The organism is Sorangium sp. So ce448 (assembly GCF_051520915.1).
In the GTDB taxonomy this organism is placed as follows: domain Bacteria; phylum Myxococcota_A; class Polyangia; order Polyangiales; family Polyangiaceae; genus Sorangium; species Sorangium cellulosum_B.
Genome location: NZ_CP150343.1, coordinates 1965357 through 1982015, shown reverse-complemented (window position 1 = coordinate 1982015; position 16659 = coordinate 1965357). Strand labels below are relative to the sequence as shown.

At 69.2% G+C, this 16659-nt stretch carries 16 protein-coding genes; 4 read left to right on the top strand and 12 right to left on the bottom strand.

From position 1 onward, the window contains the following. Positions 1-32: 32 nt before the first annotated feature. The 8 genes from WMF45_RS07520 to WMF45_RS07485 all read right to left on the bottom strand — a co-directional run bounded on the left by WMF45_RS07520 (position 33) and on the right by WMF45_RS07485 (position 7836). Positions 33-1115: an ABC transporter substrate-binding protein gene (locus tag WMF45_RS07520; protein ID WP_437716261.1), complete on the bottom strand. Its 1083-nt coding sequence runs from the start codon at positions 1113-1115 to the stop codon at positions 33-35. A gap of 159 nt (positions 1116-1274) precedes the next feature. Next, positions 1275-2831 (bottom strand): hypothetical protein, encoded by a 1557-nt coding sequence (locus tag WMF45_RS07515; protein WP_437716260.1) that lies wholly within the window; start codon positions 2829-2831, stop codon positions 1275-1277. A gap of 80 nt (positions 2832-2911) precedes the next feature. Beyond that, positions 2912-4441, bottom strand: coding sequence for an amidohydrolase family protein (locus WMF45_RS07510; protein WP_437716259.1), 1530 nt, complete (start codon positions 4439-4441; stop codon positions 2912-2914). Positions 4442-4573: 132 nt separating this feature from the next. Continuing rightward, positions 4574-4822, bottom strand: a complete 249-nt coding sequence (locus WMF45_RS07505; RefSeq protein WP_437716258.1) for a hypothetical protein — start codon at positions 4820-4822, stop codon at positions 4574-4576. A 202-nt stretch (positions 4823-5024) separates the two neighbouring features. Continuing rightward, entirely contained in the window at positions 5025-5267 is a 243-nt protein-coding gene (locus tag WMF45_RS07500) for a hypothetical protein (protein ID WP_437716257.1), read from the bottom strand. Beyond that, positions 5264-6283: an STAS domain-containing protein gene (locus tag WMF45_RS07495; RefSeq protein ID WP_437716256.1), complete on the bottom strand. Its 1020-nt coding sequence runs from the start codon at positions 6281-6283 to the stop codon at positions 5264-5266. The genes WMF45_RS07500 and WMF45_RS07495 overlap by 4 nt, the downstream gene beginning before the upstream one ends. Before the next feature lie 54 nt (positions 6284-6337). Then, positions 6338-7297 (bottom strand): phosphotransferase, encoded by a 960-nt coding sequence (locus WMF45_RS07490; protein WP_437716255.1) that lies wholly within the window; start codon positions 7295-7297, stop codon positions 6338-6340. Beyond that, positions 7294-7836 (bottom strand): hypothetical protein, encoded by a 543-nt coding sequence (locus WMF45_RS07485; RefSeq protein ID WP_437716254.1) that lies wholly within the window; start codon positions 7834-7836, stop codon positions 7294-7296. Before WMF45_RS07485 ends, WMF45_RS07490 begins: the two co-directional genes overlap by 4 nt. 627 nt (positions 7837-8463) lie before the next feature. Between WMF45_RS07485 and WMF45_RS07480 the strand changes: the two genes are divergently transcribed. Beyond that, the gene (locus WMF45_RS07480; protein ID WP_437716253.1) at positions 8464-9318 is read left to right on the top strand and encodes an SIMPL domain-containing protein; all 855 of its coding nucleotides are present in this window, start codon (positions 8464-8466) and stop codon (positions 9316-9318) included. Then, positions 9318-9665, top strand: a complete 348-nt coding sequence (locus tag WMF45_RS07475) for a DUF5615 family PIN-like protein (RefSeq protein WP_437716252.1) — start codon at positions 9318-9320, stop codon at positions 9663-9665. Before WMF45_RS07480 ends, WMF45_RS07475 begins: the two co-directional genes overlap by 1 nt. A 22-nt stretch (positions 9666-9687) precedes the next feature. On the opposite strand, the gene WMF45_RS07470 is transcribed toward WMF45_RS07475, so the two are convergent. Next, positions 9688-10008, bottom strand: a complete 321-nt coding sequence (locus tag WMF45_RS07470; protein ID WP_437716251.1) for a DUF433 domain-containing protein — start codon at positions 10006-10008, stop codon at positions 9688-9690. 595 nt (positions 10009-10603) lie between these two features. Beyond that, on the bottom strand, positions 10604-11617 hold the full coding sequence (locus WMF45_RS07465; RefSeq protein WP_437716250.1) for a hypothetical protein: 1014 nt from the start codon (positions 11615-11617) through the stop codon (positions 10604-10606). A gap of 362 nt (positions 11618-11979) precedes the next feature. On the opposite strand from WMF45_RS07465, the gene WMF45_RS07460 reads away from it, so the two are divergent. Further along, positions 11980-12816: a cyclase family protein gene (locus WMF45_RS07460; RefSeq protein ID WP_437716249.1), complete on the top strand. Its 837-nt coding sequence runs from the start codon at positions 11980-11982 to the stop codon at positions 12814-12816. Between the two features lie 65 nt (positions 12817-12881). Here the strand turns inward: WMF45_RS07460 and WMF45_RS07455 are convergent, their stop codons facing one another. Beyond that, positions 12882-13271: a tautomerase family protein gene (locus tag WMF45_RS07455; RefSeq protein ID WP_437716248.1), complete on the bottom strand. Its 390-nt coding sequence runs from the start codon at positions 13269-13271 to the stop codon at positions 12882-12884. Positions 13272-13303: 32 nt separating this feature from the next. Beyond that, positions 13304-15244, bottom strand: coding sequence for a D-glucuronyl C5-epimerase family protein (locus tag WMF45_RS07450; protein ID WP_437716247.1), 1941 nt, complete (start codon positions 15242-15244; stop codon positions 13304-13306). Between the two features lie 169 nt (positions 15245-15413). Here WMF45_RS07450 and WMF45_RS07445 point away from each other — a divergent pair, with 169 nt between their 5' ends. Beyond that, positions 15414-16580 (top strand): RtcB family protein, encoded by a 1167-nt coding sequence (locus WMF45_RS07445; protein WP_437716246.1) that lies wholly within the window; start codon positions 15414-15416, stop codon positions 16578-16580. Positions 16581-16659: the final 79 nt, after the last annotated feature.

Here is a 16659-nt window from a genome sequence, read left to right as displayed (position 1 = left end):
TGCGCTAGGCCCCTTCGCCGCGCGCTCTCCTCTCATGACCTCCCGGGGTGCTTGACCTTCCCGTTCACGTCGAACTCGGGCCAGTAGCCCTCGAGGTTCAGCTCCTTCAGCGCCGCGTTCAGGAACCGCAGATCGATCCAGGAGTCGACGTCGAACGTGTTCCTTATCAGGCCGAACCGCTTCGCGTCGGCGACGGCCGCCTTGTAGCGGGAGATCAGGTAGTCATCGAACAGCGGGCTCGCGCGCACCTTGAGCGAGTCGCCCGTCTGGTCCGCCTTGAAGTTCGAGTACGGCACCCCCGACTTGGACCAGAGCTGGTAGATCGGCGCCGGGTTGGCCTCGTTCTGCGCGATCCAGTGGGCGGCCTGCACCACGACCTTGACGACGCGCCTCGTGATGTCGGGATACTTGTTCGCGAAGTCCTCGGTGACGATCAGGTGGGCGTGCCGCAGGTAGGCCGGCGAGTCGTTCTTCGTCGAGTAGACGATCTTGGCGACCCCCTGGTCCTGGAGCGTGAGCAGGTCGTACCCGCCGAAGGCGGCGTCGATGTCCCTTGTCGCCAGCGCCGCCTTCGCGGTCGCGCTGTCCATGTTGAGGATCCGGAGATCGCGCTCCGACAGCCCGCTGCCCGCGAGGATCTTGTTGACGGCGAGCTGCAGATTCGTGCCCTTGAAGAGGGCGACCTTCTTCCCCTTGAGGTCCGCGAGCGACGCGATCGACGAGTCCGCCGGGACGGCCAGGTACGTATGCTGCCTCGTCGACACCCCCGCGAGGAGCTTCGTCTTGAGCCCTCCTGCCCTGCCGATGCTCGACGGCAGATCTCCCTGGAGCGCGAAATCGAGCAGCCGGTTCGCGTACGCCTCGTTGACCGCGGGCCCGGCCCCCTTGAAGAAGGACCACTCGATCTTGATATTGTCCTTCTTGAACTCCTCCTCCAGGAGCCCCCGCGCGTGCACCACGCTCAAGCTGCTACCGCCGACAAAAGGCCGGTTCCCGATCCCCACCCCCGCAAATGCCACCCGGATAACGCCAGGCGCCTCCGCCCGCGCCACATGCGCCGACAACGTCAAAATCACCGCGACCAACATCTGCACCAAAACCAAAGCTCGTCTCATAAATACCCTCTCTGAATTCATTGCCACCCGCCCCCCGAGCGAGGCTCGCCCGCACAGGAGACGGGCCCAGATCGGCGTTTTCGGCGCGCAGGCGTACTCACGTACGCCGAGCACCGAAAACGTCGAGGTGGGCCCGTATCCGAAGCGGGCGAGCATCGCTCAGAAGGCGCCTTGGAGTTGGGCCAGGATTTCGTGTTTGGCCCCCTCGGTGCTCGTGCGGTCGTCTCGACGGTTGACGTTGAGCTGGAACTTCGTCGTCTCCGCGAAGAAGACGTTGAAGCCGAGCGTGTAGACGTCGACCCGGTTCTCTTGCACCTCGGTGCTGGGGTCGAAGAGGTCGACGCGGAGGAACGGCTGGTAGGTCTTCGGCCACCAGTCGTCGTAGCGGCCCTGGTTGCGGTAGCCCCGCAGGAACTGCTCGCCCCAGTTGTAGAAGAAGGTCGCCACGTGCGACAGGCTGGTTTGCCTCGTCTTCCTGGGGTCCTCCGCCGTCGTCCCGAGCGTCACGTCATCCTGGCCGTAGATGAACTCGTAGGTGACGCCGATCGGATAGTGGTTGTAGTAGATGTCGCCGCCGAAGCGGCGCTTGACGCCCTTGCCGGACAGCGTCTTCTTCTCGTCCTTGAGGAACGTGTTCTGCCAGCCGATGTACGCGCTCCCGCCGAGCGTGATCTGGCGGAGGATCGAGTTGTAGTCGGACGGCACGGTGAACGCGAGGCGGCCGATGATGTCCTTCTCGCTGTTGTCGTCGGTCGTGTTCGGCCCGCTCCCGTTGACGATGCCGATCGCGTAGGCGAGGAGGGGAGCACGGTAGTTGTAGCCGTAGTCCACCTGCGGCAGCACGTCGCCGCGGACGATGAGCCCGAGGTCGCGCCGGTTCAGCCCGAGCTTCGTCGTGAACTGCGCGTTGGTGATCACCGGCTTCAGCTCCTCGCTCGCGGGGACCTCCAGCCCGAACGGCAGGAGCTGCTGGCCCAGGGTGACCTGCAGGACCCAGTCCTCGGGGGCGAGGGTGGGGAGCACGGAGTACGCCAGCTGGGCGTCCAGCAGGTTGAGGAAGCTGTTGTTGCTCGCCTGCTGGGGCGAGGCGCCGAAGCGCACCGAGTAGGTCAGGTTGCGGCCTTCCTCGTAGTCCTTGTAGAGGATGCCATTGAACGTGAGGGTCGCGGCGCCCGTGTCGAACGTCACCTTGCGATCGTTCGAGGTCGCCGTGTTCACCGGCTGCTCCGTCCATCCGATGCGCGCCTGGATGACGCCGCCGACGAGGAGGGAGCGTGTCGAGAGGGCGGTGTGGAGATCGCGCTCTCGCTGCCACTGGAACTTGAAGTTCTCGAGGTCGGTGACGAGCCCTTGCAGGTCGTCCCGCGTGACGGCGTTGGGATCCGGCTCGACGAAGGCCTCCGCGGCTGCGTCGCCCGCGGGCGGGGCGCCGGGGTCCGGCGCGCCGGGGGTGGCGCCGGGACCAGCCGGGGCGGCGGCCGCGGTTCCCGGCGCGGCGGGGGCTGCGCCAGCGGGCGCAGCAGCCGCGCCGGCAGGCGCAGGGGCCGCGGGAGGCACGGCGGCAGGCGCAGGGGCCGCGCCGGCGGGCGCAGGCGCGGGACGCTCGCCCTGGGTTCTGCCGGGCGGGTTCTGCGCGCTCGCCTGCGTCACGCAAAGGACGACGGTCGTCGCGAGGATCGATGAGATGGCGGTTCTTGAGCGGTCGAGCAAACGCATGAATGGATCCAGAGGGGTTCGTTGATTCACAGCTACGGTCGGGCGGGGCTGCTTCCGTCGCCCCGCCCGACGCTCCACGTTCAGGCCGCCTTGCTCTTCCGCAGCTTCTGCTCGACCGCGGTCCCGGCGAAGAAGCCGGGGTTCTTGCCGGCAAAAAAGTTGTAGGGATGGGTGAACACGAGATCGCGGAAGTTCGCCTCCGTGAGCGCCCCGCGCTCGACGAGGCTCCAGGTGTCCGCGAGGACCTCGGTCAGGTCCGGCACGTCCCAGTGGCCGCTGTCCGACGCCCAGAAGGCGTTGAGCTGGACGCCGAGCGGGTTGACCTTCGTGTTGAACGCGTACGCGATCGTCGGGTCGTCCGCCTCCGAGCCGAAGTAGAAGTTCGGCACGTACCTGTCGCGGATGTCCTCGATCCGCTCGATGCCCGCCGCCGCGAAGTCGTCGAGCGCGCCCGGGTCCTGCGGCTGCCTCCGCGAGTTGTTCGAGACGCCGAGCGCCCCGCCGAGGACAGCGTGGATGTCGCCGAGCCGCGCCCCGACCTCCTCATCGCCGTACTGCTGGTAGAGCGCGTACAGCAGCTTCGCGTCGATCAGATCGGGGTTGTAGTTCTGGACCGCCCTGCCATTGCGCTTCTCCCAGTGCCCCACCAGATCCGCGAACAGCGTCGCGCCCCACGCCGCCCCGCCCTCGAGGAAGCCGACGCGGAGATCGGGGAACCGGCGCGTCACGCCGCTGAAGAAGAGCGACTTCGCGAGCGCCTCGGAGGCGGAGGCGAAGTGGCCGATGTGGTTGTACATGTAGCTCGACACCGAGCTGCGGCTGGTCCACCCCATCCCGGCGGAGTGGGTGGTCAGCACCGTCCTGAGCTCGACCGCCTTGGCCCAGAACGGGTCGTAGTTGTGCTCGCTGTCCACGCCGAACGTGTCGAGCCAGTTCGCGTGCCGCGCGACGTCCGGGTGGTGCCGCGACGGGTACTTCTCGGCCACTGACCGGATCGGCCGCCGGAGGTTGCCCGGGATGAGGGCGACCTTGAGGCCGAGCTCGCGCACGGCGAACTCGAGCTCTTCGACGCCCTCCTCCGGCGTGTGCAGCGGGATGGCCGCGACAGGCGTGAGGCGGTCGGCGTACGGCCGGTACACGTCGGCGTGATAGGCATTGACCGCGCGGATGAGCACCCGGCGCAGGTCCTCCTTGCCGACGTGGGTGGCGAACGTGGAGACGTTCGGGAAGAGGACCGCGTAGTCCGTCCCCGACTCGCCGAGCCGCTCGTGAAGCAGCCTGGGCAGCGACACCGTGGCGAGATCGAGGGTGTTCTTCGTCGGCAGCGCCCACCACGGCGGGCGGACCGAGCGCTGCGCCGCGCGCTGCTCGGGCGTGAGCTCGTACCACTCGTTGCTCAGGTAGCCGAAGCCCCGGTTGATGGCGTCGCGGAACTCGTCGACGGACTTCGCGCCGCCGTACTTCGCGATGTAATCCTCGAGGATCGGCGCGAACTCGATCGTGTGCAGATCGGTGTCGATCACCGGGTAATCGAGCTTGTCGCGCACCACCCACGAGCGAGAGGTCTTCTTGCCGTCTTTCAGCGAGAGGTGAGAGGATGAGACGCTCATGACGATGACTCCATGGCGCGATCGCGCGGTCACGCGGCGGCCATCGGCGCCGGGCAGCCGCGCCCAGGGCGCACGAGGCCGCGCGCCGACCAGGCGCCCGCTCCTGTGCTGAGAATGTGAGAGGCCTTCGAGCTAGAGCGCCGCGAGCGCGGCGCCCCTACAGCGCGTGGCGGTCCATCGCTCGACGTCAGCGCCGATCCGGCGGGGCGCGAGCCGCCGCGAGCGCCGGGGGAGCGCTGCGGAGCGCGCCTCTGCGCAGAGCGCAGGGCGCGTCGCGACCCGGCGCCACACGACGGCTGGCGCGCCCGGGAGGGCGTTCGTCAGGGTCGTGATCGCGAGGATGGATGAGACCGCGTCGATCGCGATCACTGGATCTTTCATGGCTTTCTTCAGGTCGACTATCGCCCTGACGCATTGCACTGTGCGGACCAAGCCTTCACCGTGGCCAGCAGGGCAGGTCGGGCGGAAGCACCATCGATGCGCTCGGCCTTGTGACCGCGCCCGCACGCTCCAGCGCGCCGTCCCGGGGGGAGAGTTCAGAGAGGGCTCGAAGGCCCCGATGCCTCCCGGCAATGAAGGAAACTCAGCCGCACGCGGCACACGCCGCGCGCTCTGTCAGGAAGGCAGCTCGACGCTCGATGCGCCGCTGCAGGTTGCGTTCTGCGTTCTGCATTCTGCGTTCTGCGTTTTGCATGCGGCGTACCAGGCTTACGTCCGCTTCAAAAGACACGGATCCGTTATACCGGACAAGCCCTTGCTGCTGGAGCAGCAGGCGCGTGCTGCGGGGGTGCTGCTCCAGCAGCAGCCCCGGGGCGAGGTGCGTCAAGGCCGGGACGGCGACGCGGGCGCCAGGCTCATCCCGGTCGCGAACGAGATCGCGCTCTGCAGGTCACGGCGGGTCACGACGCCGGCGAGATCGATGTCGAGGCTGACGATGGCGTGGGACACCTCCGGCCGGATGCCCGTCAGGACGACCTGCGCCCCTAGCAGCCGGACCGCCCGCGCCACCTGCAGGAGGGCGCTCGCCGAGGCCGCGTCGATGTTCGGCACGCCGGTGACGTCGATGATCGCCACCCGCGCCTGCCGCTCGACCACCTTGCTCAGCAGGTTCTCCATCATCTGCTGCGCCCGCGCCGCGTCCAGCACGCCCACGAGCGGCAGCACGAGGACGCCCTGGCTGATGGGCACGATGGGCGTCGACAGCTCCAGGAGCGTCTTCGCCTGCAACCGGAGCGTATCCTCGAGCCGCTTCCGGTCGGTGATCACCTCGGAGAACAGCATGATCCCGCCGATCTCGCCGGTCGACTTGTACCAGGGAAAGATCTTCCAGCGCACCCAGTCGACGCTCCCGTCGGCCCGCGCGAAGGGCTCTTCATCATTCGATTCCGAGGCCCCTGCGATGCAGCGCCGGTGGATCTCCCTCCAGTGCTCGGAGATCTCGGGGAAGAGATCGTAATGACATCGGCCGATGATGTCCTTCTCCTTCATGCCGAAATCTTCCCGCCAGCGATGACTGGCCAGGATGTAGCGCATGTCTTTATCGAACATGGCCACCGCAGCCGGGCTGTAGGTGACAAAGACGCGCGCATGCTCCTCGCTCTGGCGCAGCTCCGCCTGGAGGCGATCCCGCGCCTCCTCGGCCTCCTCCAGCTCCCGGATGCGCTGCTTCAGCTGCTGGTTCTCCGCGACGACAGCCTTGTAATCCGCGTCACCGTTCATCCGTACCCTCGGTTCCGTCCTGGCCTGTATATCAAAGAAGCGCGGTGCATGGCGCTCGGGCGCAACGCGTACGCTGCCGAGGAGCGGGACAGGGTCGCAGCGTGCGCCTCGGCTGGGCAGCACCGAGGTGGGCCGCGATCCTTGTCGGGGCTCGCGACCCATGCCTTCAGCGTGACGTCATGGCGAGCCGCGCAGGACGTCGAGAGCCCGGGCTTCCTGTCGCATCTCGCGCAGGAGGGCGGCGGCGACGACGCCGGGGTGCGTGCGCTCCGGCGCGGCGCCGAACGCAGCGAGGACCTCCGCGAGCGGGCGGGACGCGTCGTCTTCAGGAGGCGGCCCGCCGAGGCGCGCTGCCACGAAGAAGAAGCTCGCTGCGTAGAAGGCGAGGGCGATGGCGCGCGCAAGGCCCGCCCGCACGCGCTCGCCGTCGTTCGCTGGCCTCCCCAGGTACGCCTCGAGCAGCGCCTCGCGCTGCTCGGGCCGCGGGCACGCAAAGACACCGAGCTGCGCGAGATCGATGAACGGATCTCCCGCGCCCGCGTGGGTCCAGTCGACGAAGTACACGCGCTCGGCCGTCACGAGCACGTTGTTCGGGTTGAGGTCGCGATGACACGCGGCGGCGTGCGCGTGCGGCGCGCTCACACGCTCGAGCTCCACGACCGTGCGCACGAGCTCGGCTGGCAGGCCCGCGCCTGCGAGCGCAGCGCACTGCGCGTCGAGGGAGCGCAGGAAGTCGATGCGCGACGGGCTGCGCGGGAACGGCGGACCGTCGTGGAGCCGCCGCAACGCCGCAGCGACCCGCTCGATCTGCGCCGGATCGCGCGTCGGGCGGAGCTGTGTCCCCGCGATGCGGTCCATGATCGTCACGCCCGTCCGCGCGTCCGCGTGGAGCAGGCGCGGCGCGACCCCGCGCTCGGACGCGATGCGCATGCACGCGCTCTCGCGCCCGGCGCGCTCCGGATCGCTCGGCTCGAGCGCGAAGCGCTTCGCGACGTACGGCGCGCCGTCGACGACGAACGCGATCAGCGCAGCGCCGGAGAACCCGCCGGAGAGCGAGGTCACGTCCTGGACCGGGCGCCCCGGGAACGTTGCCTCGAGCGCGGCGGTGAGGTCCGGGTGCAGCTCCGGGGCGCTCATGCCCACCCCCGCATCGAGGCGAGCCGCTTTGCGTAGAGGCGGCTCCGCGCGGCGAGATTGGCTGGCCGTGCCCAGTCCCACCCGATCGCCTGCCAGTCCGGGTCGTCGGGATCCAGCCCGAGCGACGCGACGAACGGGCGATCGGCGACGAAGAAGTGGTGTTTGTACGCGAGGAGATAGCCGCGCGACGCCTCCGGCAGCGCCTCGACGTGGGCGCGCGCCTCCTCGTGGGTCGCGAACCAGTGGTGCAGCACGCCGCCCTCCCGGCCGTAGAGCAGCGTCCCGAGCTCGGGCGCGCCGGGCTCTCCCGCGAGGGCGAGGCGCGCGCGCTCCCAGCTCGAGAAGCCGCACTCGCGCGCGACCACGGCGAGGCAGTGCTTCCGGCGGATGCCAGGAGCGGCCGCGGCGAGCGCGGCCTCGTCGGCGCGCCCGAGCTCGGGCAGCGCGCGCAGGCGCAAGAGCGCTCTGGCGTCGTTCGACGCGAGCTGCTTGTGCAGCAGCTCGGCGCGGGTCTTCAGCTCGCGAACGGGATCCATCATGGACGTCTCCTCTCGAATCGGCCGCTACCCGCTCCCTCGGCCCGAGGATGTCGACGTGGTCATGACGGTGCGAGGTGACTCGCGGTCGTCGCGTCGCAGGGTGAAAGGCTTCTTTCCGGCGGGGAGGGCGCCCCTGCGCACCCTGCCGAGACGCTAGCGCTTCGCGTCGGGGCGCGCCAGGCCGAAGGGAGCGCAGCCCACCGCGGCGACGCTCGCTCACCCGCCTTCATGGCTGCGCCGCCGTCTTCACCGGCCCTGGGTGCCTGGCGCGACGACCCGCGCTGCGTCGTTGTCCTAGCGCAGCCCTTCGAGAGCAGGTGGCGGTGAGCAATTCACGGAGCAGCACCGCTCCTCGCGGGACGAGGAGAGCGGCGCGAGCACGAGCGGATCGTCCGCGCGCTCGGCGGGCTGCCGCTCGCGGTGCACCTCGCGGCCGGGCACCTGGCCGCGTGCGCTCGGTCGAAGGGAAATCGACAGGATGTTCCGGATCGACCCAGCTCAGCGCCTTGCACCGACGGCACGCCCGGTCTAGAGTCCGAGTGCTCCATGCCTGGAGCACTCGGATGACGGAAGTCATTTGAGCCCCGAGATCGATAACGCGGGCACAGAACGCCCGAGGGTATACTTATGTCCATCGATGATCCGACGGCACCGCCGTCGAAGGCTCTCAAACCCAGGAGCTCCGTGGCAGCCGGGGGACGCATCACTTCCGCTGCGAAGACGCCCCGGCCGACGTCCCTGGCTACCGCAGAGGTTGCCCCCCCCCTCGATCACGATGGGTGGCGCAAGGTCCTCGCTATTATCCTGCCTAAGCGGCCGGCACTCGTGAGCGTGCTTGAACATGCCGTTCTCCTGCGCTTCGGTCCCGAGCGGGTCGAGCTAGGCTACGAGGAGAATTCGTTCCTCGCTGGACAGGCCGCCGAGCCGGCCGCCAGGCAAATGCTGCTCTCGGCGCTCACCACGTACTTTCTTAGCGCGCCGGAACTGTCGTTCACGACCGTCAGCGCTCGGCGCGGCACTGCCACGTTCGCGAAGCTCGACACTCAGACCGATTCTTTGCACTTGAGCCTCCAACGGGCGCGGCGCGTTGCTCCGGAACTCGCGTCGGCCACCGAGGCCGTCAACAATGCTCTCGAGCGCGTCGAGCAGGCTCTTTCAGCGCTCAACCTCGGTGTCACTGCAGCCGTCAACCTGGATCCAGACGCTAACCCGCGCGACGACTGGAATCAGTACGTGCGTTTTGGAAAGGACGGCTCGACGTGGCGACTGCTTCTGGAGAGCGGTCCCATGGATGGAGAGCCGGAGGACTGGTCGCAGTCTCCGCTGTTGAGCACGAGCAAAGAGGTCCGACTCCGGGCGGTCGACAGGTTGCCGGCGCTCATCGACAGGCTCGTCGAAGTAGCAGAGCGTCAAGTCGGCGAGTTCAGAGCGGCGGCTGCGAAAGCGAAAGCGCTTGCCGATGCCATCGCGGAGGCAAAGTGATGAGAGCCGCGATTTACGCGGACGAGAATGTGCCTCGGAATGTCATCGAAGCCCTGCGGCGCCTGGGCCATGATGTGCTCACATGTCATGAGGCGGGCAAGGCGGGACAGCGCATCCCCGACGAAGACGTCCTCCGATTCGCCATGGAGCACGGGCGCGCCCTCCTGACGCTGAACCGACGCGATTTCTTCAGGCTTGCCAGTACGATAACGAATCATGCGGGTATCATAGCCTGCACCGAGGACGCCGACTGCGAGCGACAGGCGGAGCGTATCCATGAAGCGATCGCTGTGCATGGTGATCTGAAGGGCAAGGTCGTCCGGGTGAATCGACCGCCCGTCGCGTGAAGGTCAGAGATCACCGTGTTGGTTATGAAGCGTCGTGCTCGCGGATCGCCTGCTCGATCTCGTCACCATGCGAGTCACGGTAGGCCCACGCGGTCACGAGGTCGATAGCGCGCAAGGTCGGGAAGTTCTCTAGGATGCGCGCTTCACTCCAGCCAAGGCGGCGGTAGCTCTCCAGCAGCCAGACCGGAATCCGTGTCCCTGCGATGCAGGCGTCGCCGCCAAGGACGCCCGGTGAGCGCTCAATCCCCGACCCATCGGGTGCGAGCACCCGGAGGAGGCGGGCCTTCTCGGCTGAGGTTAGTCGGGCGACTTGCTCCTCGAGCTGCTCGATGGTAACGGCCATGCCCTCAAGGATACGCTACGCGGCACGAGCTGACCACCCTGCTCACGGACGGAGCACCGTCTCTGACGCGCCTATCCCGAGCCTCCCGCCTCGGCGGGCGGTTGGCCAGGTACGGCAGGTCGCCGAGTTCGCGATCGCCCGGCTGCCGGACAATGCCTGCGGTTCCTGCCTACGAGCTGCGCGCCTGGTCCACGCTCTCACCTGCACGTGCCTAGGCGGTCGAAGGGGACGGGCGAACGAGCGCCTTGGCGTTGAGGGTGGAGGTCACGGCGATCCGGTCGCGGCGGCGACCCAGCCCGAGCGGGGCTGCGGCCTCGGCGCACTGAAGCCGGAGGCGGTTGGACCGCCCGCGAGGACTCCGGTCGGTGCTGCCTGGGCGCTCAGCCGCCTATCGACGACCCCGATCGATACAGCGGAGACGGTTCGACCGCCGATCGAAAACCCCGATCGGTACAGCGGAGGCCGCTGGCCCGCGCTGCCGTAACCCCGATCGATGCGCCGGAGACGGTTCAACCTGCGGTCCGAATCGGTGCGCCGTCGCTGCCCCAACCTGGGTCGGGCCGTAGCGATCACACCCGCGAAGAACTTCCCGAGCTCACGACGTGCGGAGCGGCTCCGCGAGCCAGCGCACCAGCGCGTCGGCCTCCAGATCGAGCAAGGCATCCTCGACCTCGCCCGGACCGATGGCGCGGGCTCGCTCGATGATCGAGCGCTCTTCTTCGGCCGTCGGGCGCCGCCCGAGCCGCCGGGCGAAGAGCCGACCGAGCAGCTCCGCGATCGCCTGCTGCTTGCCTCGCTCCTCGCCGCGCTCCTCGCCGCGTCGCTCCCCGCGCTCCTCGCCGCGTCGCTCCCCGCGCTCCTCGCCGCGTCGCTCCCCGCGCTCCTCGCCACGTCGCTCGGCCTCGATGATCATCTCCCCGATGATCGGCGTGCGCCGGAGCAGCCCCTCTTCCTTGTCCTCCACCATCATGACGAGCTCCTTCAGCAGATTATGCCCCCAGGGATCGATGGTGGCCATCACCAGGAGCGCCGTGTACAGCTCGGCCCGCTCCTCGGCGGTGGCCGCCCCCGCATGAATCTCCGCGACGATCTGCCTCAGCGCCGCCGGGGTCGCGTTCCGGGCGAGAGGCGCGAACACCAGCCAGAGCACGCTGCCACGCGCCCGCAGCTCGGAGACCGTGCGCTGGTAGACGGCGTCGATGCGGAAGTGCGCGCCGCTGAACGGCCGCCCCGGCCACGCGATGCAGCGTTTGCCCGTCGTCGGCAGTCGCCGCCTGCGGCCCGACAGGACCACAGCGACGCTCTCGATCGGCGGCACCGCCTCCCCGTGGGCATCGAGGCGGAGCGCGGCGAAGAGGAAGCCGAGGTACTCGAAGACGCGATCCGGAACATCGTCGCGGAGCGCGAAGCAGAACTCGACGTGCAGCACGCGTGGCTCGCCGTCGATCCGCAAGCGAATGGCCTTGTCGAGGCGACGCTCGATGTTCGTGACCTGGCTGTCGACCCAGCCGAGGACCTCGACGGGACGGCCCTCCGGGACGAGGGCGCGCACCAGGTCCTCGGGGCGCCGCCGGGCGAGGTGGCGAAGCGTGATGTCGGCGTCTCCCATGCGCGGTGTCCATGGCAGCGCGCGTGCCAGGGGCGCAGGCGGCGAAAATCAGCGGAATTCGGGGTGCGGCGTGGCGCCAGGCAGATGGCGGCGCCATGGCGGGTGCGGGTCGCGGCCGCACGACCTGCGGGGCTCCGGCCAAGATCGTGCTCGAGCAGCCGGCCCACGGAACGTTCGTCGGAAGCGGAACTGGACAGGCGGCTTCCCCCGCCTGCCGCTCGCCGCGCTCCTGTCCTCGTCGTTCCCTCCGCTCCTGCCCGCGTTGCTCTCCCGCGCGCGACCTCTGGATCGATGCCCCGGCGCGAGGCCGGTGACAGAATCATCTCCGGCGGCCGGTCGCGTGGCCGTCCAGGAGGGGCTCGATGCGAATGTTGATCACGACGATACTCGTGCTCGCCGCGGTCTCGACGGGCTGCGCGGCGGAGCAGGCGGGGGCGCGGGGCAACACCCCTGGAGGCGCGGGCGCGAGCGATATCCGCCTGCCCGAGGGCGCGCGGCTCGTCGACCTGACCTATCCCTTCGACGACAAGACCATCTACTGGCCCACGGCAACGACAGGCTTCACCCACGGTACGGTGCACCACGGCAAGACCGAGGGCGGCTACTTCTACTCGGCGTACACGCTCTGCGCACCCGAGCATGGCGGCACGCACCTCGACGCGCCCATCCACTTCGCCGAGGGCAAATCGACAGCGGACGCCGTGCCCCTGTCCCGCCTCGTCGGCTCCGCGGTGGTGGTGGACGTGTCGGCCGCCGCGGCCAGGGACAGCGACTACCTCGTGACCCTCGCGGACATCGAGGCGTTCGAGCGGGCGCACGGCGCCATCGAGCCGCTCACCCTCGTGATGATCCGGACGGGCTGGGGCGCGCGCTGGCCTGACAAGAAGCGTTACCTCGGCGACGATCGACCTGGCCACGCCGAGGCGCTGCATTTTCCGGGCATCGGCGAGGACGCCGCGCGGGCGCTCATCGAGCGGAACGTGGGGGCGGTGGGCATCGACACGGCGAGCATCGATCACGGCCCATCGAGGACCTTCATGGCGCATCGGGCGCTGCTCGGGGCGGATATCCCGGCGTTCGAGAACGTCGCCTCGCTCGCGTCGCTGCCCCCGCGAGGCGCGCTCGTCATCGCGCTCCCGATGAAGATCCGCGCCGGCTCCGGCGGGCCGCTGCGCATCGTGGCCGTGCTGCCGCGCTGACCGCCGGAGCCGCGCCGGCGTCCGGCGCGCGCTGCCGCGCAGGCAAGTCCGCGAGCGCCCGGACGCTAGAGGTTGATCTTGTAGTTCAGCTTGACCTCGTCGCCGTGCATCCCGCGAAACCCCCAGTCGTGGGCGGGCGACTCCGAGATACAGATCTCGATGTCCTGGTGGTCGATCCCGACCTCGTCCCGGATCTTGTCGAAGAGGAGCCGCACGAGCTTCTTCTTCGTCTCCACGCTGCGCCCGGTGATCATCGAGATCTCGATGATCGTATAGGCGTCGGTGCGCCCACCCGGCGCCAGCATGTCCTCGCGCTCCATCGGGAAGAAGCGATGCGCCCGCTTGTCCTGCGGCATCTGCAGCGCCTCCATGACGCAGGCGTGGATCACCGTCGACAGCGACTCCTTCACCGGATTGAGCTTCTCCTTGATTCCGTAGATCTTCACCTGAGCCATGGGGAGTTCTCCTGGAGCAACGTCGATTCGTTTCAGTCGTCCGCGTCCTCGTCCTTCGGCCCGGACTGCCCCGCGGCGGCCTCCTCGCCCTCGTCCTCGGGGAGCCCCGCGTCCGCCGCGCCCGGCGCCTCCGCCGCGAGCGCCATCCGCTCGACGAGGGGCCGCTCGGGCAGCGTGAGCAGCGGGCCGTCGCCGAGCTCGCCGATCATGTTGAGGTACGCGTTCATCGCGTGGCACACCGAGTCGGTGCGCACATAACGATCCCTGACGCTCCAGAACACCCCGCCCGCGGCCGCCTGCGGGTTCTTCACCACGAACGAGCTCTCCGGACCGTAGGTGTACTGCAAGAGCAACCGGATCGCGGCGACCACCGCGTCCTTGTACCGATCGCAGCCCTCCGTGCCCTTCTTCCGGCAATGGTGGTACACCTCCGACATCACCTCGGCGAGCCAGCCGCTCCCGCTGCTCGACAGCGACCGCTGCCAGCGGCCGTAGCGGTAGGCGTCCTCGGGCCTGCGCCACTGCCGCTTCACGAGGTCGTCGGCGCAGCGGAAGACGGTCTGCTCGACGCGCTGGTCACCGCCGGCCTTCGCGAAGTCGAGCAGCGACTGGACCGCCCACGAGCTCGAGATCGGGTTGGGCTTCCTGTAATCGTCGCCGAGGAAACACCCCTTCTCCGCGATCCTGGCGAGCAGGTAGTCCGCGGTCCGGGCGGCGGCGTCGAGGTACTTCTTGTTGTTCGTGGCCCGGTAGGTGCGCGACAGGGCGGAGAGGACCTGCCCGGTGTAGAGCGTCGAGTCCTTGCCCTGGACCTTCCACGCCCCGCCCTCCTGCCCGATCAGGGCCGAGCGCACGCTGCCGTCCGGCCGCTGCATCGAGATCAGCCACTCGGCCGCGAGCACGGCGGACTCGAGGTATCGCTTGTCCTTCGTGACGCCGTGAAGCTCGAGGAGCGTGAAGATCGACTTCGACGCCGTGCCGACGACCAGCCGGCGCTCGGGCCGCTCGCGCTCCAGGTTGAACGCATAGAAGAAGCCGCCGGCCGTGCGATCGCGCGCCTCGCGGCTCTGCATGCCCATCATGAAGCCGGCGGCCTCCGTCGCCAGCCGCAGCAGGCGCTCGTCGGGCTTGTAGGCGTGCAGCTTCAGCAGCGTCAGCGCCGTGGACGCGGTGTAGATCGTGTGCAGCTCGCGCTCGAACCGGTCCGCGGGGGCGTGGTAGTACTTGTGAACCCCCTTGTGCCGCGGATCGATGACGCGCAGGAGATAGCCTTTGCCCTCCTCGATGCGCCGCGCGAGGAGGGGCTTGTCGAGGACGCGCACCGGCACGAGCCCCTCGACGAGCTCGACGCCCTTCCCCGGGCGCTCGACGCTCTCCACCATCGACTCGTGATGATCCGGAAGCTCCACGACCAGCCGCGCGCCCGCGAGCGCGCTCGTCATCGCCGCCGCGCCGCCCGCCGCGGCCACGGCCCTGCGCGCAGCGTCCTTCAGCGCGACGCAGAGCCCCGCGTCCGACGCCTCCCCGCGGGCGATCTGCTTCCCCTCCTGAAAGCCCATCACGACAGCGCGGAAGGGGCGTTTGGACGAGAGGGCGAGATCGCACGTCACCTTGTCACCGCCCGCGGCCACCTGGCGGACGAAGGCGATGACGCGATCGCGGAAGGTGCCATTGTCGAGCTCGGCGCCCGCGTCGCCGCCCTCCGGGGCCTGGATCGCCGGATCGGGCACCCGGGGTAGGTTCGCCGCGATCTGGGCCGCGAAGCGGTCGTCGCCGGCGGGCAGGAGGCGCTTTCGACGTTCCGCGCCTTCCGCGCCTTCCGCGGCGCTGGCCGTCGCGGAAGCCGCGGCGGCGGGCTTCCCGGCCGCAGGGTCCTCGCCCGGCTTGCAGCCGTCACAACCGCTCGTGACCCCACACGACAGAGCGGCCAAGGCCGCCAGGGTTGCGATGGAGAGCGCGCGAGCAGACGACATGAACAAGGACCCCGGAAGCAGCGATTTCGACGCGTATCAAGAACCCAGAGGTCCCGCAAGGCCGAACGGGGTAGCCGCGCGCCTCGCGATCGCCCGCACGCGCCCTCGCGATTCCGCCGCATGCGTCCCTCGCTGCTCGCCTGCGCGCGCCCCGCGCTATTCTGCCCGCATGGGACCCGCGCAGATCAAGGGCAAGAACGTGGACATCAAGCTGTGGACCCGGCCGGACGAGGTCGAGGCGATCGCGCTGGAGCAGCTGCGGAACATCAGCGCCCTGCCCTGGGTGTTCCACCACGTCGCCGCCATGCCCGACGTCCACTTCGGCAAGGGCGCGACCGTCGGCTCGGTCATCGCGATGCGGGACGCGGTCGCGCCGGCCGCCGTCGGCGTCGACATCGGCTGCGGGATGGGCGCGCTCCGCACGAACCTCACCGCGGCCGATCTGCCCGACGACCTCCGGCGGATCCGCAGCGACATCGAGCGGGCGATCCCCGTCGGGTTCGCCGCCCACGACGCCCCGCCGGCCGGGTTCGAGCGCCTCGCGCTCTGGGACGAGTTCGCGAGCCTGAGCCCGAAGGTCCAGGGGCTGTTCACGCGGGCGCGCTGTCAGCTCGGCACGCTGGGGGGCGGCAACCACTTCATCGAGCTCTGCCTCGACACGGACGGCGGCGTGTGGCTGATGCTCCACTCCGGCTCTCGCAACATCGGCAAGGAGCTCGCCGAGATCCACATCGCCAGGGCGAAGAAGCTCGCCCACAACCGCGACCTGCCCGATCGCGATCTCGCGGTGTTCCTCGCCGGCACCCCGGAGATGAAGGCCTACCGGCACGACCTCTTCTGGGCGCAGCGGTACGCGCGGGCGAACCGCGAGGCCATGTTCCACCTCGCCGAAGGCGCCCTGCGCCGGCACTTCCCCGAGCTCGCGATCCAGGAAGCCATCACTTGCCATCACAACTACGTGGCAGAAGAGTGTCATTTCGGTGAAGACGTGCTGGTGACGCGCAAGGGCGCGATCCGAGCGGGCAAGGGCGAGCTTGGCATCATCCCCGGCTCGATGGGCACGCGCTCGTACATCGTGCGCGGCCTCGGCAACCCCGAGGCGTTCGAGAGCGCCTCGCATGGCGCGGGGCGCAAGATGAGCCGCGGCGAGGCGAAGCGGCGCTTCACGGTCAATGACCTGGCCGCGCAGACGGCCGGGGTCGAGTGCCGCAAGGACGGCGGTGTCCTCGACGAGATCCCCTCCGCCTACAAGCCGATCGAGCGCGTCATGGAAGACCAGCGCGATCTCGTGGAGGTCGTCGCCGAGCTGCGGCAGGTCCTCTGCGTGAAGGGGTGAGCGAGCGGCGCGGGTCCGGACAGGGAACTTTTCGCGGCAGCCCGTGTTCGCGGCCCCTCCCCGCCTCGCCCTCGGCTAC

Coding starts and splice junctions, on each gene's coding strand:
- WMF45_RS07465 (WP_437716250.1), bottom strand. CDS start 11,617: ATGGGAGACGCCGACATCACGCTTCGCCACCTCGCCCGGCGGCGCCCC.
- WMF45_RS07450 (WP_437716247.1), bottom strand. CDS start 15,244: ATGTCGTCTGCTCGCGCGCTCTCCATCGCAACCCTGGCGGCCTTGGCC.
- WMF45_RS07505 (WP_437716258.1), bottom strand. CDS start 4,822: ATGAAAGATCCAGTGATCGCGATCGACGCGGTCTCATCCATCCTCGCG.
- WMF45_RS07455 (WP_437716248.1), bottom strand. CDS start 13,271: ATGGCTCAGGTGAAGATCTACGGAATCAAGGAGAAGCTCAATCCGGTG.
- WMF45_RS07460 (WP_437716249.1), top strand. CDS start 11,980: ATGCGAATGTTGATCACGACGATACTCGTGCTCGCCGCGGTCTCGACG.
- WMF45_RS07490 (WP_437716255.1), bottom strand. CDS start 7,297: ATGAGCGCCCCGGAGCTGCACCCGGACCTCACCGCCGCGCTCGAGGCA.
- WMF45_RS07475 (WP_437716252.1), top strand. CDS start 9,318: ATGAGAGCCGCGATTTACGCGGACGAGAATGTGCCTCGGAATGTCATC.
- WMF45_RS07515 (WP_437716260.1), bottom strand. CDS start 2,831: ATGCGTTTGCTCGACCGCTCAAGAACCGCCATCTCATCGATCCTCGCG.
- WMF45_RS07485 (WP_437716254.1), bottom strand. CDS start 7,836: ATGATGGATCCCGTTCGCGAGCTGAAGACCCGCGCCGAGCTGCTGCAC.
- WMF45_RS07520 (WP_437716261.1), bottom strand. CDS start 1,115: ATGAGACGAGCTTTGGTTTTGGTGCAGATGTTGGTCGCGGTGATTTTG.
- WMF45_RS07480 (WP_437716253.1), top strand. CDS start 8,464: ATGTCCATCGATGATCCGACGGCACCGCCGTCGAAGGCTCTCAAACCC.
- WMF45_RS07445 (WP_437716246.1), top strand. CDS start 15,414: ATGGGACCCGCGCAGATCAAGGGCAAGAACGTGGACATCAAGCTGTGG.
- WMF45_RS07510 (WP_437716259.1), bottom strand. CDS start 4,441: ATGAGCGTCTCATCCTCTCACCTCTCGCTGAAAGACGGCAAGAAGACC.
- WMF45_RS07470 (WP_437716251.1), bottom strand. CDS start 10,008: ATGGCCGTTACCATCGAGCAGCTCGAGGAGCAAGTCGCCCGACTAACC.